The 19,788-nt window shown below is 65.1% G+C and carries 16 protein-coding genes; 10 read left to right on the top strand and 6 right to left on the bottom strand.

Annotation, left to right across the window (positions count from 1 at the left end; genetic code table 11):
* Nucleotides 1-516 precede the first annotated feature (516 nt).
* The 7 genes from TVC13_RS16040 (at nucleotide 517) to metG (ending at nucleotide 9,646) form a co-directional block, all read left to right on the top strand.
* Nucleotides 517-2,421, top strand: coding sequence for an acetolactate synthase large subunit (locus TVC13_RS16040; RefSeq protein ID WP_422402155.1), 1,905 nt, complete (start codon nucleotides 517-519; stop codon nucleotides 2,419-2,421).
* A 4-nt stretch (nucleotides 2,422-2,425) separates the two neighbouring features.
* Nucleotides 2,426-2,938, top strand: coding sequence for an acetolactate synthase small subunit (gene ilvN / locus TVC13_RS16035; RefSeq protein WP_055239688.1), 513 nt, complete (start codon nucleotides 2,426-2,428; stop codon nucleotides 2,936-2,938).
* A gap of 48 nt (nucleotides 2,939-2,986) precedes the next feature.
* Complete coding sequence (gene ilvC, locus TVC13_RS16030) at nucleotides 2,987-4,012, top strand: ketol-acid reductoisomerase (protein WP_152227120.1); 1,026 nt, start codon at nucleotides 2,987-2,989, stop codon at nucleotides 4,010-4,012.
* Between the two features lie 158 nt (nucleotides 4,013-4,170).
* Entirely contained in the window at nucleotides 4,171-5,766 is a 1,596-nt protein-coding gene (gene serA, locus TVC13_RS16025; protein ID WP_422402154.1) for a phosphoglycerate dehydrogenase, read from the top strand.
* 168 nt (nucleotides 5,767-5,934) lie between these two features.
* Nucleotides 5,935-6,654, top strand: a complete 720-nt coding sequence (locus TVC13_RS16020; protein WP_422402153.1) for an ABC transporter ATP-binding protein — start codon at nucleotides 5,935-5,937, stop codon at nucleotides 6,652-6,654.
* Entirely contained in the window at nucleotides 6,651-8,012 is a 1,362-nt protein-coding gene (locus TVC13_RS16015; RefSeq protein ID WP_422402152.1) for an FtsX-like permease family protein, read from the top strand. Before TVC13_RS16020 ends, TVC13_RS16015 begins: the two co-directional genes overlap by 4 nt.
* 74 nt (nucleotides 8,013-8,086) lie before the next feature.
* Nucleotides 8,087-9,646, top strand: a complete 1,560-nt coding sequence (gene metG, locus TVC13_RS16010) for a methionine--tRNA ligase (protein ID WP_422402151.1) — start codon at nucleotides 8,087-8,089, stop codon at nucleotides 9,644-9,646.
* 75 nt (nucleotides 9,647-9,721) lie between these two features.
* On the opposite strand, the gene TVC13_RS16005 is transcribed toward metG, so the two are convergent.
* From TVC13_RS16005 to TVC13_RS15980, 6 genes are all read right to left on the bottom strand, one after another.
* The gene (locus tag TVC13_RS16005) at nucleotides 9,722-10,231 is read right to left on the bottom strand and encodes a hypothetical protein (protein WP_422402150.1); all 510 of its coding nucleotides are present in this window, start codon (nucleotides 10,229-10,231) and stop codon (nucleotides 9,722-9,724) included.
* 141 nt (nucleotides 10,232-10,372) lie between these two features.
* Nucleotides 10,373-12,886, bottom strand: coding sequence for an ABC transporter permease (locus TVC13_RS16000; protein ID WP_422402149.1), 2,514 nt, complete (start codon nucleotides 12,884-12,886; stop codon nucleotides 10,373-10,375).
* A gap of 2 nt (nucleotides 12,887-12,888) precedes the next feature.
* Nucleotides 12,889-13,659 carry an ABC transporter ATP-binding protein gene (locus TVC13_RS15995; protein WP_422402148.1) on the bottom strand — a complete coding sequence of 257 codons (771 nt, stop codon included), beginning with the start codon at nucleotides 13,657-13,659 and terminating at the stop codon, nucleotides 12,889-12,891.
* A gap of 69 nt (nucleotides 13,660-13,728) precedes the next feature.
* A complete protein-coding gene (locus tag TVC13_RS15990; protein WP_422402147.1) occupies nucleotides 13,729-14,043 on the bottom strand; it encodes an MmcQ/YjbR family DNA-binding protein in 315 nt (104 codons plus the stop codon).
* A gap of 15 nt (nucleotides 14,044-14,058) precedes the next feature.
* The gene (locus TVC13_RS15985; protein WP_422402146.1) at nucleotides 14,059-14,781 is read right to left on the bottom strand and encodes a response regulator; all 723 of its coding nucleotides are present in this window, start codon (nucleotides 14,779-14,781) and stop codon (nucleotides 14,059-14,061) included.
* A 3-nt stretch (nucleotides 14,782-14,784) separates the two neighbouring features.
* Nucleotides 14,785-16,029 carry a sensor histidine kinase gene (locus tag TVC13_RS15980; protein WP_422402145.1) on the bottom strand — a complete coding sequence of 415 codons (1,245 nt, stop codon included), beginning with the start codon at nucleotides 16,027-16,029 and terminating at the stop codon, nucleotides 14,785-14,787.
* A 184-nt stretch (nucleotides 16,030-16,213) separates the two neighbouring features.
* Here TVC13_RS15980 and TVC13_RS15975 point away from each other — a divergent pair, with 184 nt between their 5' ends.
* The 3 genes from TVC13_RS15975 to TVC13_RS15965 all read left to right on the top strand — a co-directional run bounded on the left by TVC13_RS15975 (nucleotide 16,214) and on the right by TVC13_RS15965 (nucleotide 19,255).
* Nucleotides 16,214-17,278 carry a 3-isopropylmalate dehydrogenase gene (locus tag TVC13_RS15975; RefSeq protein WP_422402144.1) on the top strand — a complete coding sequence of 355 codons (1,065 nt, stop codon included), beginning with the start codon at nucleotides 16,214-16,216 and terminating at the stop codon, nucleotides 17,276-17,278.
* Between the two features lie 64 nt (nucleotides 17,279-17,342).
* Nucleotides 17,343-18,449: a branched-chain amino acid aminotransferase gene (locus tag TVC13_RS15970; RefSeq protein ID WP_422402143.1), complete on the top strand. Its 1,107-nt coding sequence runs from the start codon at nucleotides 17,343-17,345 to the stop codon at nucleotides 18,447-18,449.
* Between the two features lie 8 nt (nucleotides 18,450-18,457).
* A complete protein-coding gene (locus TVC13_RS15965) occupies nucleotides 18,458-19,255 on the top strand; it encodes an MBL fold metallo-hydrolase (RefSeq protein ID WP_422402142.1) in 798 nt (265 codons plus the stop codon).
* Nucleotides 19,256-19,788: the final 533 nt, after the last annotated feature.

Here is a 19,788-nt window from a genome sequence, read left to right as displayed (position 1 = left end):
CCCCCCGCGGGCCGCCGCCCCCCCCCCCCCCCCCCCCCCCCCCCCCGGCCCGCCCCCCCCCCCCCCCCGCGGCGCCCCAAGGCGTTGAGGCCTTATTAAGCCCTGCCGCCTTTGGCGGTCGGGCTTACACCACCTCCTGCGCACGCGTCTTGAGCTGGAGGAGTCTGCCGCAGCAAACGGGAAGGCGCACGTACCCGCTCCCGCGGCAGGGAATGCGTGGTGTCCACACAGCGGACTGGAAAGTCCATATAATGAGACGCATCACCCTCTGGTTGACACCGTAACCGGAGGAGGGGAACACTGATCTTTATGCAGATCGTAACCGTCGTCCTTAGCAAGCGCGTGGCGTAACAGCCCGACTTGAAAAAGACGTCACGCGCGGACCCCTACGGAGCCAACAGGCACGAGGGGTTTTTTTATTGGCTTCAGAAAGCACAGAGACCGCTCCGGGCTTACCTTCCGGGCGGTACGCCGCATCAGAACTAAATGGATATGTATCCGCAAAGGAAGTTTCCGATGAGTAAGGGATCGCCAGCCAGCCCGTCGCTGATGGCACACAAGACAGGCCCGGGCCGCACCGTGCCGTCAAAGAACAAAGATGCAGCTTTATCTGTCAACCTGGCTGAAGCCATGGACACCCGCGTCCAGGGCCCGAACAACATCGTGCCGCCGACCGAGATGACCGGTTCGCAGGCCATCGTCCGCTCGCTGGAAGAGCTCGGAGTCGAAGACGTCTTCGGTCTTCCCGGCGGAGCGATCCTGCCGACCTATGACCCGCTGATGGATTCCACCAAGCTGCGGCACATCCTGGTCCGGCACGAACAGGGCGCCGGCCACGCGGCCGAAGGCTACGCCATGGTCACCGGCCGTGCAGGTGTCTGCATTGCGACGTCGGGCCCCGGCGCCACCAACCTGGTGACCGCCATTGCCGACGCGCACATGGACTCCGTTCCCATGGTTGCCATCACCGGGCAGGTCAACAGCTCCGTGATCGGCTCCGACGCATTCCAGGAAGCGGACATCGTCGGCATCACCATGCCGATCACCAAGCACTCCTACCTGGTCACCAACGCCGACGAGATTCCCCGGGTTCTCGCGGAGGCTTTCCACATCGCGACCAGCGGCCGCCCCGGCCCGGTCCTGGTGGACATTACCAAGGATGCGCAGCAGGCCAAGACGACCTTCTCCTGGCCGCCGAAGATCGACCTGCCCGGCTACCGCACCGTGGTGCGCGGACACTCCAAGCAGGTCCGTGAGGCAGCCCGGCTGATTGCAGCCTCCCAGCGCCCGGTGTTCTACGTGGGCGGCGGCGTGCTGAAGGCCGATGCCTCAGCGGAACTGCTGGAGCTGGCCGAAGCAGTGGGCGCGCCCGTGGTCACTACGCTGATGGCCCGCGGCGTGTTCCCTGATTCCCATGACCAGCACGTTGGCATGCCCGGCATGCACGGCTCCGTCTCGGCGGTCACCGCACTGCAGCAGTCCGACCTGCTCATCACGCTCGGCGCCCGCTTCGACGACCGCGTCACCGGTGTGCTTTCATCCTTCGCACCCGGCGCCAAGGTCATCCACGCGGACATCGACCCGGCGGAGATCTCCAAGAACCGCACCGCCGACGTACCGATCGTCGGATCCGTCAAGGAAATCATTCCCGAACTCACCGAAGCTGTCCGCAGCCAGTTCGAGTCCACCGGCACGCCGGACATCTCGGCCTGGTGGGCAGTCCTGAACCGTCTGCGGGAAACCTACCCCACGGGCTGGACCGAACCTGAAGACGGCCAGATCGCGCCGCAGAACGTGATCAAGCGGATCGGCGAGCTGACCGGTCCGGAGGGCGTCTACGTAGCGGGCGTGGGCCAGCACCAGATGTGGTCGGCCCAGTTCATCAACTACGAGCGTCCCCGCGCCTGGCTGAACTCCGGCGGCCTGGGCACCATGGGCTACTCGGTCCCGGCGGCCATGGGCGCCAAGGTCGGCAACCCGGACCGGGTGGTCTGGGCGATCGACGGCGACGGCTGCTTCCAGATGACGAACCAGGAGCTGGCCACCTGCCTGATCAACAACATTCCGATCAAGGTAGCCATCATCAACAACTCCTCCCTGGGTATGGTCCGCCAGTGGCAGACCCTGTTCTACGAGTCCCGCTACTCCAACACGGACCTGAACACCGGCCATGACACGGTGCGGGTTCCGGACTTCGTCAAACTCGCCGATGCCTACGGCTGTGTGGGCCTGCGCTGCGACCGCGAAGAGGACATCGACGCGACGATCGAGAAGGCGCTGTCCATCAATGACCGTCCCGTCGTCATCGACTTCGTGGTCAGCCGCGACTCCATGGTGTGGCCGATGGTTCCCTCCGGAGTGAGCAACGACCTCATCCAGATCGCCCGCAACATGACACCCACCTGGGAAGAGGAGGAATAGGGACATGGCACGCCACACCCTTTCCGTGCTGGTAGAAGACGTTCCCGGTGTCCTGACCCGGGTTGCGTCCCTGTTCGCCCGCCGGGCGTTCAACATCAATTCTTTGGCTGTCGGACCGTCGGAGGTTGCGGGTCTTTCCCGTATCACCGTGGTTGTCGAGGCCGAAGGTGACCTGCTGGAGCAGGTCACCAAGCAACTGAACAAGCTCGTCAACGTCATCAAGATTGTCGAACTTGTTCCCGAGTCTTCCGTGCAACGCGACCACATCTTGGTCAAGGTTCGCGCGGATGCCGCAACCCGGCTGCAGGTAACCCAGGCAGCCGAGCTGTTCCGTGCTTCAGTGGTAGATGTGTCCACAGACTCCCTGATCGTTGAGGCAACTGGCACCGCCGATAAGCTCAACGCACTGCTCTCAGTGCTGGAGCCCTTTGGCATCCGCGAAATTGTTCAATCCGGAACCCTGGCCGTCGGCCGCGGCGCAAAGTCGATGTCCGACCGCGCGCTGCGCAGCGCCTAGTTCCACCCCCCAAACCTTTATCCAAGAACCCAAACAGGAGATATTTCAGTGACTGACATGTATTACGACGACGACGCAGACCTGTCGATCATCCAGGGACGCAAAGTCGCCGTCATCGGCTACGGCAGCCAGGGCCATGCACACGCCCTGAGCCTGCGCGATTCCGGTGTCGATGTCCGCGTTGGCCTCAAGGAAGGCTCCAAGTCCCGCGCCAAGGCCGAAGCCGAAGGCCTGAAGGTACTCAGCGTTGCCGACGCCGTTGCCGAAGCCGACCTGATCATGGTCCTCACCCCGGACCAGGTCCAGCGCTTCGTCTATGCCGAAGAAATCGCCCCGAACCTGAAGTCCGGCGACGCTCTCTTCTTCGGTCACGGCTTCAACATCCGCTACGGCTACATCCAGCCGCCGGCCGACGTTGACGTTGCACTGGTTGCTCCGAAGGGTCCGGGCCACATTGTCCGCCGCGAATTCGAAGCAGGCCGCGGTGTTCCCGACCTGATCGCCGTCGAGCAGGATGCCTCGGGCAAGGCCAAGGACCTGGCGCTGTCCTACGCCAAGGCCATTGGCGGCACCCGTGCAGGCGTCATCGAGACCACCTTCACCGAAGAGACCGAAACCGACCTCTTCGGCGAGCAGGCTGTCCTCTGCGGCGGCGCTTCCCAGCTGATCCAGTACGGCTTCGAAACCCTGACCGAAGCCGGCTACAAGCCGGAGGTCGCTTACTTCGAGGTGCTGCACGAGCTGAAGCTGATCGTTGACCTGATGGTTGAAGGCGGCATCGCCAAGCAGCGCTGGAGCGTCTCCGACACCGCTGAGTACGGCGACTACGTCTCCGGCCCGCGCGTCATCACTCCCGAGGTGAAGGAAAACATGAAGGCTGTCCTCGCGGACATCCAGAACGGTGCCTTCGCCAAGCGCTTCATCGATGACCAGGATGCCGGCGCACCGGAGTTCAAGGAACTGCGCCAGAAGGGTGAGGACCACTCGATCGAGGCCACCGGCCGCGAACTGCGCAAGCTCTTCTCCTGGATCAAGTCCGACGACGATTACACCGAAGGCTCCGTCGCCCGTTAATCCGCCAGTAACAAAGACACGGATTGTTCGTGTCCGGAACCGCGGCGCTACGCTTGAAAAGCAAGCCGTTTCGGTAAGGAGGCCGGGCCCTGCATGGGGTCCGGCCTTCGGCGTGAAATACCCAAAACCACATCGACACACAGCTAAAGAGGTCATCGGTGACTGCCACCAAACCAGTAGTACTTCTCGCGGAGGAACTCTCCCCGGCCACGGTCGAGGCCCTTGGCCCCGATTTTGAGATCCGCCAGACCGACGGCGCGGACCGTTCCCAGCTGCTCTCCGCCATCGCGGATGTCGACGCGATCCTGGTGCGCTCCGCCACCCAGGTGGATGCCGAAGCAATTGCGGCTGCCAAGAACCTCAAGGTCATCGCCCGCGCAGGCGTGGGCCTGGACAACGTGGATATCCGCTCCGCCACACAGGCCGGCGTCATGGTGGTCAACGCCCCGACGTCGAACATCATCTCCGCAGCCGAACTGACCGTCGGCCACATCCTCTCCCTGGCCCGGCACATTCCGCAGGCCTCCAGCGCCCTCAAGGGCGGGGAATGGAAGCGCTCCAAGTACACCGGCACCGAGCTGTTCGAAAAGAAGGTCGGCATCATCGGCCTGGGCCGCATCGGCGCCCTCGTGGCAGCTCGCGTCCAGGGCTTCGGCACCGAGGTCCTGGCCTACGACCCGTACATCACTTCCGCCCGTGCAGCCCAGCTGAACGTCAAGCTGGTCACCCTGGATGAGCTGCTGGAACAGTCCGACTTCGTGACCATCCACATGCCCAAGACTCCGGAGACCCTCGGCATGCTCGGCGCCGAGGCGTTCGAGAAGATGAAGGACACCGCCTACGTCGTCAACGTCGCCCGCGGCGGCCTCGTGGATGAAGACGCCCTGTACACCGCGCTGACCGAAGGCAAGATCGCCGGCGCCGGCGTGGATGTCTTCGTGAAGGAACCGAGCACCGACCTGCCGTTCTTCGCCCTGGACAACGTCATTGTCACCCCGCACCTGGGTGCCTCCACCGACGAAGCACAGGAAAAGGCCGGCATCTCCGTCGCCAAGTCGGTCCGCCTGGCCCTGGCCGGGGAACTGGTGCCCGACGCCGTGAACGTCGCCGGCGGCGTCATCGCCGAGGACGTCCGCCCGGGCATCCCGCTGATCGAGAAGCTGGGCCGGATCTTCACTGCCCTGGCACACGATTCAATGACGGCCATCGACATTGAGGTTGCCGGCGAAATCGCATCCCTGGATGTGAAGGCCCTGGAACTTGCCGCGCTGAAGGGCATCTTCACCGACATCGTCTCGGAGCAGGTTTCCTACGTGAACGCTCCGGTGCTGGCTGAGCAGCGCGGGATCGCCGTCCGCCTGATCACCACGCCCGACGTCGACGATTACCGGAACCTGCTGACCATCCGGGGCGCGCTCTCCGACGGCACGCAGCTTGAGGTTGCCGGCACGCTGACCGGCCCCAAGCAGATCCAGAAGCTGGTCGGCGTCAACGGCTACGACCTCGAAATCCCGATCAGCGAGCACCTGCTGGTGCTGCTCTACCAGGACCGTCCCGGCGTCATCGGCGCCCTGGGCCGCATCCTGGGCGAAGCGGACATCAACATTGCCGGCATGCAGGTTGCCCGCAACTCCGAGGGCGGCCAGGCCCTGTCCCTGCTCACGGTGGATTCCTCCGTGCCGCAGGACGTCCTGGAAACCGTCCGCGAAGCCATCGGCGCAACCGTGGCACGTGAGGTGGACCTGCAGGACTAGTCTGCCCCCGCACAGAAGCGGCCGGTCGCTTTTTGGTGCCGGCCTCTTCTGCGTCTGCAGAAGCACTGCAGGCGTTCGTTCCCTCCACCCGCGGTACGACGCCATACGGCCAGGGTTCAGGCCCGGAGCTGATGTGCCGGGGGACAGCTCCGGGACAGGATGGGAATCATGAATGCATCCCTGCCCGGCGCGCCCCTGCTTGCGGCCGCCAACCTGACCAAGTCCTACGGAAATTCCCCGGCGCTGACCGGTGTCAGCCTCGAGGTGAGGCCCGGCGAAGCCACCGCCGTCATGGGCGCCTCCGGTTCAGGAAAGACCACGCTGCTGCACTGCCTGGCGGGCATCATCCTGCCTGACACCGGCAGCGTCAGGCTCCTCAGCGCCGGTTCCGATGCGCCGGCAGAGATCACCTCACTGGATGACGCAGCGAGGTCGGCGCTGCGCCGCACCGAATTTGGGTTCGTGTTCCAGCAGGGACTGCTGATCCCCGAGCTGACGGCCGGAGAGAACGTCGCCTTGGCCCTGATGCTCAACGGCACAGCGCGGCCGGTTGCCGAGCAGCAGGCTGCCGCCGCCCTCGCTGCGCTGGGCCTGGCCGGGATGGAAGGGCGCCGGATCGGTGAACTTTCCGGCGGCCAGGCACAGCGGGTGGCAATCGCCCGTGCCCAGGTAAACGGGGCGCGGGTGCTGTTCGCAGATGAACCGACCGGGGCGCTGGATTCACGGACCTCGGCGGATGTGATGGCACTGCTGCTGCAGTCAGTGGCAGGGACCGGACGCGCCCTGGTAGTGGTCACCCATGATCCCGAGGTCGCGCGCTGGTGCAGCCGTGTGGTCACCCTGGCCGACGGGCGGATCGTCGCCGACACCGCAGGTGTTGTCCGATGAGCGCTACGGCCGCCTTGGGGCGGGCCGTGGATTCCTCTCCGTGGACGGTTCCGCTGCGGCTGACGTGGCTGCTGAACCGGCCGGGTACCACCGGATCTGCTGCGGCTCTGTTGCCCGCTGCGTCTTTCGCCGTGGTCACGATGCTGCTGCTTACTGTTCTGGCCGGCGCACTGTCCTTCACGCAGTGGGGAGACGACGAGGGAAACCTGTACCTGCTGCTCGCCGCCTTCGCCCTGATCCTGCTGGTCCTTCCGCTGCTGACGTTGGGCGGTTCAGCTGCACGGCTGTCAGCCCGCCGCCGGGACGAGCACCTCTCCACCCTGCGCCTGCTCGGTGCCACTGCCCGGACCGTCCGGCAGGTAACCGTCCTGGAAGCCGCGGCACAGGCTCTGGCCGGTGCCCTCGCCGGTGTACTGGGCTACGTCGTGTCCGCCCCGTTCGTACAGCTGATCCATTTCCGCGGAGCTCCTCTAGGCAGTGCCTACTGGCTGCATCCGGCAGCCGCCGTCGTGGGCGTTGCTGCCGTCGTGGCCCTTGCGGTGGTCAGCTCGGTGATCAGCCTCCGCCGCGTCGTCATTTCGCCGCTGGGTGTGCGCACCCGTACAGATGCGCAGAAGGTCCACTGGTCACGTGCAGGCATCGCGGTGCTCATCGTGGTGCTCTGCGTGGCAGCGTTGCTGACCCCGGTCGGTGCAGCGGCGCTTGCGCTGGCCGTCCTGTTCGGCGCCTTTGCGGGAGGCCTCGCTGTACTGAACCTGGTGGGGCCGTGGCTGGTAACTGTTTCGGCGAAGCGGCGCCTGCGGCGGGCGGCCACCCCGCAGGCACTGCTCGCGGCCCGCATCGTGCTGGATGCGCCGAAGGCCGCCTGGCGGCAGGTCAGCGCACTCTCAATGGTCTGTTTCACTGCCGTTGTTGCCGGTGCCGGAGCTGCACTGCTGCAGACGGCACAGGCCGAGGGGCCGGAAGACTTCCTGCTCCAGGACGTGATGACAGGAGTTGTCATTACCGTCATCGCCGGGTTCCTGATGGTGGCCTGTTCGGCCGGCATCAACCAGGCAGCGACGGTCCTGGACCGGGCTGAGCTGTACCGGAGCCTGCATCGGATGGGCATGCCCCGTGAAGTTATCGAGGCGGCGCGCACCGGTGCGGTGATGCAGCCCGTGGTGCTCGTCAGCGCCGCATCGGCGGGTGTGTCAGCCGTGCTGCTCTTCCCCGTCGTTGGTGCAGCCATCCTCTTCAATCCGGTGGCCATGGGTTTCCTGGCCGGATCCGTCGTGGTGGGCATTTTCCTGATTCGTGCCGGACTGGCGGCCACCTCCCCGGTGCTCACTTCGGTGCTGGAGCGCGACGCACAGTGACGCACGTTGCTTCGGGTCGGGGTGAAGCCTGGCCCGAAGCGACAAGCCCTGCCGAAACAGGGTAATTTTCTAGTGTGACTTCAACCGACTCCAAGACCCCGTTCTACATCACCACAGCCATCTCCTACCCCAACGGCCAACCGCACATCGGGCACGCCTATGAGCACATCGCCACCGACGCGATGGCCCGCTTCAAGCGGCTGGACGGTTACGACGTTTTCTTCATGACGGGTACGGACGAGCACGGGCTGAAGATGCAGCAGTCCGCGGATAAGGAAGGCATCACGGCCAAGGAGCTGGCGGACCGCAACTCCGCTGCCTTCAAGCAGATGGAAGCGGACATGGGCACCTCCTATGACCGTTTTATCCGCACCACTGACGCCGACCACTATGCCGCAGCCCAGGCCATCTGGAAGCGCATGGAGGAGAACGGCGACATCTACCTCTCCAAGTACGCCGGCTGGTACTCCGTTCGCGACGAGGCGTACTACAGCGAGGACGAGACCGAAGTCCGCGAAGACGGCGTGCGGTACTCCAAGGAAACCGACACCGAAGTGACCTGGACCGAGGAGGAAAGCTACTTCTTCCGGCTCTCCGCCTACCAGGACAAGCTCCTGGCCCTGTACGAATCCCAGCCGGACTTTGCTGCGCCGCGTTCCCGCTTCAACGAGGTCATCAGCTTCGTCAAGGGCGGGCTTGAGGACCTTTCGATCTCCCGCACCACCTTCGACTGGGGTGTTCCGGTTCCCGGCAACCCGGACCACGTGATGTATGTGTGGGTGGACGCGCTGACCAACTACCTCACCGGCGTCGGCTTCCCCGATACCGAAAGCGAAACCTTCAGGAAGTACTGGCCTGCCGACGTCCACGTCATTGGCAAGGACATCTCCCGCTTCCACGCGATCTTCTGGCCGGCGTTCCTGATGTCCGCGAAGCTGGAGCTGCCCAGGCGGATCATGATCCACGGCTTCCTGCACAACAAGGGCGTGAAGATGTCCAAGTCCCTGGGCAACGTGGTGGCGCCCAAGGACTGGGCTGACCAGTACGGGCTGGATTCAGTCCGGTTCTTCCTGCTGCGCGAGGTGCCCTTTGGTGCCGACGGCTCGTACAACCACGACGCCGTGGTGGGCCGGATGAACTCGGACCTCGCCAACAACCTGGGCAACCTCGCCCAGCGTTCCCTCTCCATGGTGGCCAAGAACTGCGCCGGCGTTGTCCCGCAGCCGGGCGAGTTCACCGCCGAAGACAAGGCGCTGCTCGAAGCTGCCGGGAAGCTGCTGCAGGTCTCCCGCGAAGCCTACGACGTGCAGGATTTCCACGGTGCTCTCGAAGCGACCTGGAAGGTGCTGGGCGATACCAACGCCTACTTCGCGGAGCAGGCGCCGTGGGTGCTGCGGAAGACCGACGTCGAGCGTATGAACACCGTGCTGTACGTGACGCTGGAAGTGCTGCGGATCGTCGCCATCCTCATCCAGCCGGTCATGCCGGCCAGCGCCGGCAAGCTGCTGGATGTGCTGGGCCAGCCCGACGGCGATGCGCGCACCTTCGCGGCGCTGGGCACCCCCCTGGTTCCGGGCACTGACCTGCCCGCCCCGGCGCCGATCTTCCCGAAATACGAAGAGCCGGCAGAGTAACCCAATCCAGATAACAGAAACTGCACGTACCAGCGCTGGTACGTGCAGTTTCTGCTATTTCGGTGAAACGGAGGGCTAGGTGAGGAAACGGGCGGGAACGGTTTCCTCCATGACCTTCGCGACGGCGTCCTGCTGGTCCTGAGCCAGCTTGAGCAGTTCACGGATCCGCGGGGCGTGGAACCGGTGGTCGTGGGCGGAGAGCACCAGCAGGGTCCGGTACAGGCACTCTTTTGCCCGGACGATTGACTGCAGCGTCTCCAGTTCCAGCTGCCCGGTGGTGCCTTTGCCCGTACTCAGCGGATTGATGGGACCCAGCCTTCCGCCGGCCGCTCCCGCCAGCGCCAGGGCCTTCTTGACCCGGCTGCGCCGGTAGCCCAAAGCCAGGATCAGGGTCTCCAGTTCGTCGCGTTCGTCGGAGATCTGCTGGACCAGGTCCGCGAACACGCTCTCATACTCGGTGCCCTGCCAGGTTTCCCGCGCTGCCTTGAAAAGCCGTACACCGGTCTCCGCTCCCAGCAGGTGGTCATCGAGATAAGCGGCCAGCGACTCATGGCGGGGCTTGCGGCCGGTTTCTGTCTGCGGCATTGCGGGCTCCTTCTCTGCTCCTGGTTCGGCGGAAAACCGCCGTCACGGTTATCAGTATGCTTTGTATCTTTGCAGATCAGACGCAAAAAGCGCGAGGCGGGCATCCAAGGGATGCCGCCCCGCGCTTTGTCCGCCCCGCTTTTAGTCTGCGGCCAGCCCGGCAACGGGGGAGAGGCGTGCTGCCCTGCGCGCCGGCAGCAGTGACGCTCCCAAACCGGCTACCAGCGCTACGGCCAGCACTCCGCCCAGCTGCGCCCACGGCAGGGCCGGGACCACATCAGCGAAGGAACCGAGTGCGGACTGGGCGCCCAGCCAGCCGTACACCGCTCCGAGAGCGATCCCGAACAAGGCGGCTACACCGGCAATCAGCACCGCTTCCAGTGCCAGCATGCCGCGCAGCTGGCCCTTGGTCAGGCCGAGGGCCCGCAGCAGCGAGGATTCCCGGGTCCGTTCCAGAACGGAGAGGGAGAGGGTGTTGGCCACGCCCACCAGGGCAATGACGACGGCGACGCCCAGCAGTCCCGTAACCACCATCAGCAGCACGTCGATCACCTGTTCAAACGCTGCGCGTTCAATGGCGGCGCCGGTGATCTGGTAATCCTCAACGTTCAGGGCTTCGGAAAGGGCCGACTGGAGTTCCATGATTGCCGACGTGTTCAGGCCGTCGGCGGTGGCGATCCACAGGAGCGGCTGTGCCCGGAACTGTTCCGGAGCCTGCTCCGCGGGTACGCCTCCCAGCATCCGGGCGGTTTCGGTGGAGACCAGGGCCGAGAAGGACCGGCTCTCGGAAGTCACGACGTTCAGTTCCACGTCCCTTTCGGCTCCCCGCACGGTGACGGTTTCCGCCTTGGTTCCCTGCGGCATCATGATGGTGCCGGCCACGGGGACCATGGAAGCGTCCTGCAGGACCGGGCTGTCAGCCGAATCGAGGGTGTAGACCGGAACTTCTTCTCCGTCCCTGTCGATCAGGCCTGCGACCGGGAGGAAAGCGGCATGATCCACATTCTCGACCGCCGCCGCTGCAGTTGCGTCCTTTTCGGTCAGCGGCTGCTCGACGGGGATGGCTCCGCGGACGGTGACGTCCACGGGGAACTTGCCGGCGAGGGTGTCATCGAATGCGCTTCGGGCGGTGGCGGCGCCTGTCATCATCATGACGACCAGGGTGACGCCGATGAGCAGGGCAGATGATGTGGCCGACGTCCGCTGCGGGTTTCGCACGGCGTTTACCGCAGCCAGTTTGCCCGGAACCCCAAGCGGGGCGGCGAGGTAGCCCACCGCCCGGACCAGCGGCGGAATGAAGAGCGTGGAGCACATCAGGATGCCGAGGAAGCTGAGGATTCCGCCCGGGAGGGCGATGAGCAGGTCCCCGTCGGAGGCCCCGAAGCCCAGCAGAGCAGCACCGACGGCAGTCAGCACCAGGCCGGCGATAAGCCTGAGGCGTCCCTTCCGGGTGCCTGCACGGACATCATCGGCAGGGCGCAGGGCTGCCAGAGGTGCGACGGCAGTCGCCGCACGGGCCGGCACCAGTGCGGCGAGGACAGTGAGGACCACGCCTGCCGCAATACCTGCCGCGACGGCCAGCGACGGAACGTCAAGGGTGGCGAAGCCGCTTTCCGGCAGGGTCTGGAGGTACGCCACGATTCCGCCCACCAGGCCAACTGCCGCAAGCACGCCGACGATTGAGGACACGATGCCCACCAGCAGGGCTTCGACAAGCACGGAACGGCGGATCTGTGACCGGCCGGCGCCGATGCACCGCAGCAGAGCGAGCTCCCGGGTGCGCTGGGCCACCAGCACGGAGAAGGTGTTGGAGACTACGAGGGCACAGACCAGGAGTGCGACGGCCGCGAAAGCGAGGAGGATGACGGTCAGGCTGTCCTGCCCGCCGGTGAAGCCGGCCATGAGTTCGGTGGTCTCCTCCTCCACAGTGCGTACCGTCACGGCCTTGATACCGGCGTCGCTGAGTGCCTGCGTCAGGGCAGCCTGGACGGCTGTCACAGACGCGCCCTCTGCCAGCGCGAGCTGGATAGATCCAAAGCCGAACTCCATGCTGGTGAAGGGCGCGGTGGTCTCTTCGGTTGCGTAGAGCTGGGCGGTGCCCATCGATCGCGGATCGGAAGAGGCTTCAACCAGGGCAGTGACGGTGAGGGGGGTTTCAGTGCCCTCCAGGTCCTCCGCCGATACCACGGGCAGCAGTGACCCTACGGTTATTCCCCGGCGCTCGGCGGTCTGTTCGTCGATGGCCACCTCGCCGGCGGCTGCCGGAAGGCTGCCCTTCACCACGTCCACCGGGAGCAGGGAATCATTGGCAGGGAGATTGGCCAGGACAGCGTATGAGCTTCCGCGGCCGTCCCGGACCGCCACGGAGGCGGCGAGCACCGTGTAGGTGTCTTCCACGCCGTCCATGCTGCGGGCGATGTCAGCGGTCTGTTCGTCGAGGATTGCCCAGTCCTTAGCCTCATCGTCGTAACCGGCCGAAAGCACCAGATCCGCGTTGCGGAAGCTCTGTCCCACACTCTGGGTGAGCGAGGCCTTTGAGGAAGCGTTGATGATCAGGGTGGCGGTGAGGAAGCCGACGGCGATCATTACGGCCACGCCGACGGCGACGAAGCGGCGTGCGTTGAGGCGCACCTGCGCCAGGGCTACCTGCAACACCGCTATGCCCCCAGCTTCGTCAGGGCTGCCAGCACGCACTCGGGGGTGGGGGAGGAAAGCTCGCCCACCAGGGCGCCGTCGTTCATCAGGACCACGCGGTCTGCGTAGGAGGCGGCCACGGGATCGTGGGTGACCATGATGATGCTCTGTCCCATTTCGCGGGAGGAGCGGCGCAGCAGGGAGAGCACCTCGGCACCGGAGCGGGAATCGAGATTGCCCGTGGGCTCGTCGCCGAAGATCACGTGCGGCCGGGTCAGGAGGGCGCGGGCGACGGCGACGCGCTGCTGCTGTCCGCCGGAGAGCTCGTGCGGGCGGTGGTTCAGACGGCCTTCCAGACCGAGGGTGCGGGTGATTTCCTGCAGCCAGGCGTTATCCACCTTGCCGTTGGCCAGGGAGACAGGGAGCGTGATGTTCTGTTCCGCGGTGAGCGTGGGAACCAGGTTGAAGGACTGAAACACGAAGCCGACGCTGTCCCGGCGGAGCTTGGTGATCTCAGCGTCCTTGAGACCGGTGATCTCCGTGCCGCCGATCCAGATGTTGCCGGAGTCTGCGGTATCCAGGCCGGCCAGGCAGTGCATCAGGGTGGATTTGCCCGAGCCGGACGGACCCATGATTGCGGTGAAGCTGCCGGTCTCGAAGCGGACATCTACGTCCCGGAGCGCGTGGACTGCGGTGTCGCCTTTTCCGTAGGTCTTGTTCAGGGCCTGTGCGGCGGCGGCAGCAGTGGAACTGCCGGGGCCCGGCACAGCGGAGTGCTCAGTAAGGGTTGTCATGCCTTCAACGCTATCCGCGGCACCAAGTCCGCCGCATCGGGTCAGAGGCGGGTTGTCCCGGGCCCCGTCTCATCCCGTGGGTGGAACCGGGCCGGCTATCCGGTAGGACTCCAGCAGCAGCTCCTGGAGTTCGTCCGCGTCCAGCTTGTCCAAGCGGACCAGGACCAGCAGGGGAGAGCGGTCGTGGTGCGCGGTCCAGAAGAACGTTTCGGGGTCTGTTCCGGCCAGACCTTCTCGCTCCTCCGTCTTGACGGTCAGTACGCCGTCATCCCACATCCGGGCCATCAGCGAGCGGGCAAACCAGGCCGGCTGCTGCCAGCTCAGCCGTTCGGTGACACCCGGAAGGGCGAGGCAGCGGGAACGGACATCGTCGACAGACGCCATGGGAACCTCCGGGGTTTACGGCGTGACGATACCCGTCTCATAGGCGATCACAACAGCCTGTACCCGGTCGCGTGCGCCAAGCTTGGCCAGGATGTGCCCAACATGGGTTTTAACCGTCGCCTCGGAGAGGAAGAGCTTCGCGGCGATCTCAGGGTTGGAGAGCCCGCCGGCGATGAGGGCGAAGACCTCACGCTCGCGGGGGGTGAGGGTCTCCACGCTCGCGGCATGCCGGCTGACCTCAGGGGTGGGCTCGCGCAGCATGGGGGCAACATGGTCCAGCAGCCGCCGGGTGGTCGACGGCGCGATCACCGCGTCGCCGCGGTACACGGTGCGGATGGCCTCAAGCAGTTCCTCGGGCGGGGCGTCCTTGAGCAGGAAGCCGCTGGCGCCTGCGCGGATGGCGGAGAGGGCGTATTCGTCGAGGTCGAAGGTAGTCAGCACCACTACCTTGACCTCCGTCTCGCGGGAGCCGGCGTTCTCGAGGATCCGGGCTGTCGCTTCAATTCCGTCCATACCGGGCATACGAACGTCCATAAGCACCACGTCTGCGGGCACGCGGGAGAGCTCGCGCACGGCGTCGGCTCCGTTGCCCGCTTCCGCCACCACCGTGAGGTCCGGCTGGGAGTTGATCAGCATCTTGAACCCGCCGCGGACTAGCTGCTGGTCATCAACCAGCGCTACCCGAATAGGTGCAGCAGTATCGGTCTCCCCGGGAGAGCCGGGGGAGAAGGTGGTCATGCGTTAGGCCTCCGTGTAGGGAATGAATGCGGCGACGCGGAATCCTCCGCCGGAAGCGGGGGCGGCTTCCAGAGTTCCATCGTAGAGCGCCACGCGTTCCTTCATGCCGACGATGCCCTGGCCCGCACCTGGAGTGCGGGCGCCGCCGCCAGTTTTACCGGATCCTGCCGGGTCGGCACCTGCGCCGCGCCCGTCGTCGGTCACCGTGATATCCAGTCCGCGGGGAGTCCAGTTCAGTTCTACCTTTGCCGCGGCACTGGGCCCGGCGTGCTTCAGTACGTTGGTCAAGGCCTCCTGCACCACACGGTATGCGGTGAGCTCGGCGCCCGCGGGCAGGGCCCGGCGCATCGTCCCGGCCGTGATCACCTGAACATCCAGTCCCGCGCGCTTGACCCCCTCCACCAGATCGCCGATGTCCGCGAGCGAAGGCAGCGGACGGGTGGAGGCGCCGTCGTCGCCGCGCAGGACGCCGAGCAGGCGACGCATTTCCCGCAAAGATCCCCGGCCCGTCTCGGCGATAGTGCCGAGGGTAGCCGTCGCAATTTCCGGGTCCTGGGCGCTCGCATACCTGGCGCCGTCGGCCTGGGTAATGATCACCGAGAGCGAGTGCGCCACGATGTCGTGCATTTCGCGGGCAATATGGGTGCGCTCGTCAGCCGCAGCCAGATCCCGCTCCTGCTGCCTTTCAACCTCCAGCCGGCGGGCCCGGTCGCGGAGGGACTCCATGGCCAGGCGGCGCGTGCGGGCCAGATCGCCGAAGGTCCAGCACACCAGGACCACGGCCTCGACGGCAACGAGGGCGATAAACCAGAAGCCAATCACCCCTCTCGGCGGAGCGAAAGCAAAGCTCTGGAGGGAAGGAAGAGCCACATACTTGAAGATCATCAGGATTCCGCCGGTCAGCGCGAGCGCCAGCCCGCCCAGGCTCGCCCAGCGCGGGGCGTAGGCAGCCAGTGCGTGCACCATCACCAGGACCAAGACATCTGCCGGCAGCCCTGTCTCCGGAACCAAGGGGAGCTGGATCAGGCAGGCCGCGGCCATCACTGCCGCGGCGGGAACCGGCCGGGTGCGCCGCCAGGCCAGCGGCAGGCAGATTGCGAGGGAGAGGAAGAACTCGATCAGCCCTTCGCCGACGCCCATCAGCAGAAACGGCAACGCTAAGAACAGGATTGCCAGCAGGGCGCCGGCCAGGTCAACCTTGAACGGGTTGGCCTGGGTCCAGGCATAGAGGCGTTGGTGCAGCAGCATGGACAACAACTTTAGGGCCGTTCCTGCATCCGCGCGTCATGCCCTGGTCTGAACTCCGGGCGGTCCGCTGTCCGCCCCGGCCACCGGCGGTGCCATCATCGCGCACCGGGCCTAGCCGCCGTCGGGCGTCTCAATATGTGATACGTGTTGACCGCTATCTGGACACCCTTCCTAGAATTGGAGCATGAGCGAAGAAGCGTCGAAGGTTATTTCCCTGGCCGTCATCCCCGGAGACGGAATCGGCCCCGAAGTCACTGCTGAGGCCGTCAAGGTTCTCCAGGCCGTAACGGCGTCAGGTGCTGCGCAGTTCGACCTGACCGAGTACCAGCTCGGTGCCGAGCACTGGCTCCGCACCGGCGAGACGCTCCCGGATGAAACGCTCGAAGCCCTCAAACAGCACGACGCGATCCTTTTCGGCGCCGTAGGTGCTGCGCCCGGGGACACCAAGATGCCTTCCGGACTGATCGAGCGCGAGATGCTGCTCAAGCTGCGCTTCAGCCTGGACCACTACGTCAACCTGCGTCCGTCCAAGCTCTACCCCGGAGTTGCCAGCCCTCTGGCCAATCCTGGAGATATAGATTTCATCGTGGTCCGGGAGGGAACCGAAGGGCCGTACGTCGGTAATGGCGGATCCCTGCGGACCGGAACCCCGCATGAAATCGCCACTGAGGTTTCGCTCAATACCGCCCACGGCGTCGAACGCGTGGTGCGGGATGCGTTCCGCCGTGCCAGCGAACGGCCGCGCAAGAAGCTGACGCTGGTCCACAAGCACAACGTGCTGGTCTACGCAGGAAGCCTCTGGAAGCGGACGGTCGAGTCCGTGGCTGTTGACTTCCCCGGCGTCGAGGTGGATTACCTGCACGTCGACGCGGCGACGATCTTCCTCACCACCGACCCGTCCCGGTTCGACGTCATTGTGACTGACAACCTCTTCGGAGACATCATCACTGACCTGGCCGCCGCTGTCACCGGCGGAATCGGTCTGGCAGCCTCCGGCAACATCAACATGGAGGGAACCTACCCGTCCATGTTCGAGCCGGTTCACGGTTCCGCGCCGGATATTGCAGGTCAGCAGAAGGCTGATCCCACCGCAGCGATCCTCTCGGCAGCACTGCTGCTGGCGCACCTGGGCTTCACAGAAGAAGCCGCCCGCGTGGAGGGTGCCGTGGAAGCCGACGTCGCATCCCGGGCAGGAAACACGCGCACCACCACCGAAATCGGCGATGCGATCGCCGCGGCTGTGTCATAAGCTCAACAGTGACCCGATCAATAGGAAGACGAACGACGGCCGCGCCGTTCACCGTGGAGGAATAATGTCTGTCAGCGCTCTGGAATTCACCCAGAAGCTATCCGCCCAGCCGAAGTCGGAACAGGAACGCGCCGCGATCCTGGCTGACCCGGGCTTTGGAAACCACTTCACGGACCACACCGCCGTCATTGACTACCGCGTCACGGAAACGGGGCAGGGCATTTGGGAGAACGCGCGCATTGAGCCCTACGGGCCCATAGCCATGGATCCCGCAGCCTCCGTGCTGCACTACGGCCAGGAGATCTTCGAAGGACTGAAGGCTTACCGGCATGAAGACGGCTCCATCTGGACCTTCCGCCCGGAAGCGAACGCTGCCCGCCTGAATGCCTCGGCACGCCGCCTTGCGCTGCCGGAACTGCCGGAGGAACTGTTCCTGGAATCGCTGCGCCGGCTCGTCGCCGTCGACCGGGACTGGGTTCCCTCCGGTGACGGAGAGTCCCTTTACCTGCGCCCGTTTATGATCGCCACCGAAGCATTCCTGGGCGTGCGTCCGGCACAGGAAGTGTCCTACCGCGTCATCGCCTCGCCCGCGGGCAACTACTTCGGAGGGGAACTGAAGCCGGTTTCCATCTGGCTCTCCACCAAGTACGCACGAGCAGGCCGCGGCGGCACCGGCGAAGCCAAGTGCGGCGGCAACTACGCGGCTTCCCTGATCGCGCAGATGGAAGGCGAAGCAAACGGCTGCAAGCAGGTCCTGTTCCTGGATGAGTCCAATGACAACGCGGTGGAAGAACTTGGCGGCATGAACGTCTTCTTCGTCTTCAAGGACGGCCGCCTTGTCACTCCGGCGCTCACCGGAACCATCCTGCGCGGCGTCACCCGCAACTCCGTGCTCCAACTGGGCCGCGACCGCGGCCTGACGGTCGAAGAACGCAAGATCACCCTGGATGAGTGGCGCGACGGCGTTGCCTCCGGAGACATCACCGAGGTCTTTGCCTGCGGTACCGCCGCCGTCATCACCCCCGTTGGCGAACTAAAGTCCGAAACCGAGACCATCGGGTCCCCGGAAGCAGCCGCGGGCGAAGTGACCATGTCCATCCGGCGTGAACTGCTGGGAATCCAGACCGGCGCGGTGGAGGATACCCGCGGCTGGCTGACCCGTCTGGCGTAGGGGAGAGCATGAGCGAATCGGCGCAGCCGGCACCGGGCCGGATAGTCAGCAGTACCCCGCTGGCCCGGTACCGGCTGGCCGATAACCCCGGTCCGATGAGTCTGGACGGGACCAAGAGCTACATCCTCGCAGCGGCTGAGGGCGGTCCGTGTGTCATCGTTGATCCCGGGCCCGCAGACGAAGAACACCTTGGTGCCCTGGCATCGGCGGGGAAAGTGGAGCTGGTGCTGATTACCCACCGGCACCCCGATCACACCGAAGGGGCCAAGCGCTTCCACCAGCTGACCGGCGCGCCTGTGCGTGCGGCGGATCCTGCTTTCTGTTTCGGCGGGGCACCCCTGCAGGATGGGGAAGTCATCTCAGCCGGAGGAGTGGAGATCCAGGTACTGGCCACTCCGGGACACACCTCCGATTCGGTGTGCTTCCTCCTTCGTGCGGACGGCCCCAACGGCTCGGTCCTTACCGGAGACACCATCCTGGGCCGGGGAACCACCGTCCTGGACTACCCGGACGGAACCCTGCAGGACTTTATGGAAAGTCTGGACAAACTGGGCAGGCTCGGGCCGGCCACAGTGCTGCCGGCCCACGGCCCTGATCTCGAGAACCTCGAATCCGTAGTGCTGACGTACCGCGACCACCGCGACGAGCGGCTGGCGCAGATCCGCGGCGTGCTTGGACTGCTGGGGGAGGACGCCACGGTTGAGCAGGTAGCCAACGCCGTCTATGCCGATGTCCCTGCGTCGGTGCGTGCCGCCGCCGAACTCTCTGTGGCTGCTCAACTGGAGTATCTCCGAGTCCGTGGCTAACGCCCGGCGGGTGTGAGCACACCCACGCGTTCCCAGCTTGCACTGGGGTGGACGGTGTTCCCTAAAATGGAACTGCGCCAATACGCGGTGCCGGTTCGCCGGAACGCGTTGCAGGCGCAGCATCGGCGCCCGCAAGCCCGTGCAGGAGATCACAGACCTGCCGAGTTGCGCAGGGCTCAGAGGATGTGTAAAGTTGAGTGAGTTGCCGCCGAGCCGTTGAGGCCGGAACGGAAACAAAAACCCACTCCAATCAACCGGGTAAATCCGGATGCTTTGGCGTGGACCGGATGGGCTGGAATAGCCGGTTTGGTTGGAATTCTTCGGAATTCGCCGAATTGCTAAAACGGCCCGGATGGAATATGCTGGTAAAACACCACAGCGGTGCGAAAAGAAAAGAAAGTTCCCGGTTGGGAATGGTTTTTCTGAGTAGGCCGGATGTGCCTGTTGTTTGAGAACTCAATAGTGTGCCAAGTTTATTGATACCGATTATTTATTGATTGGTTGAATTGGCTGTCCTGCCCACCCCGTGGGTG

It is taken from the genome of Arthrobacter sp. 3Tela_A (genome assembly GCF_049311025.1).
GTDB lineage: Bacteria > Actinomycetota > Actinomycetes > Actinomycetales > Micrococcaceae > Arthrobacter_B.
This window is presented reverse-complemented; position numbering and strand designations above follow the sequence as displayed.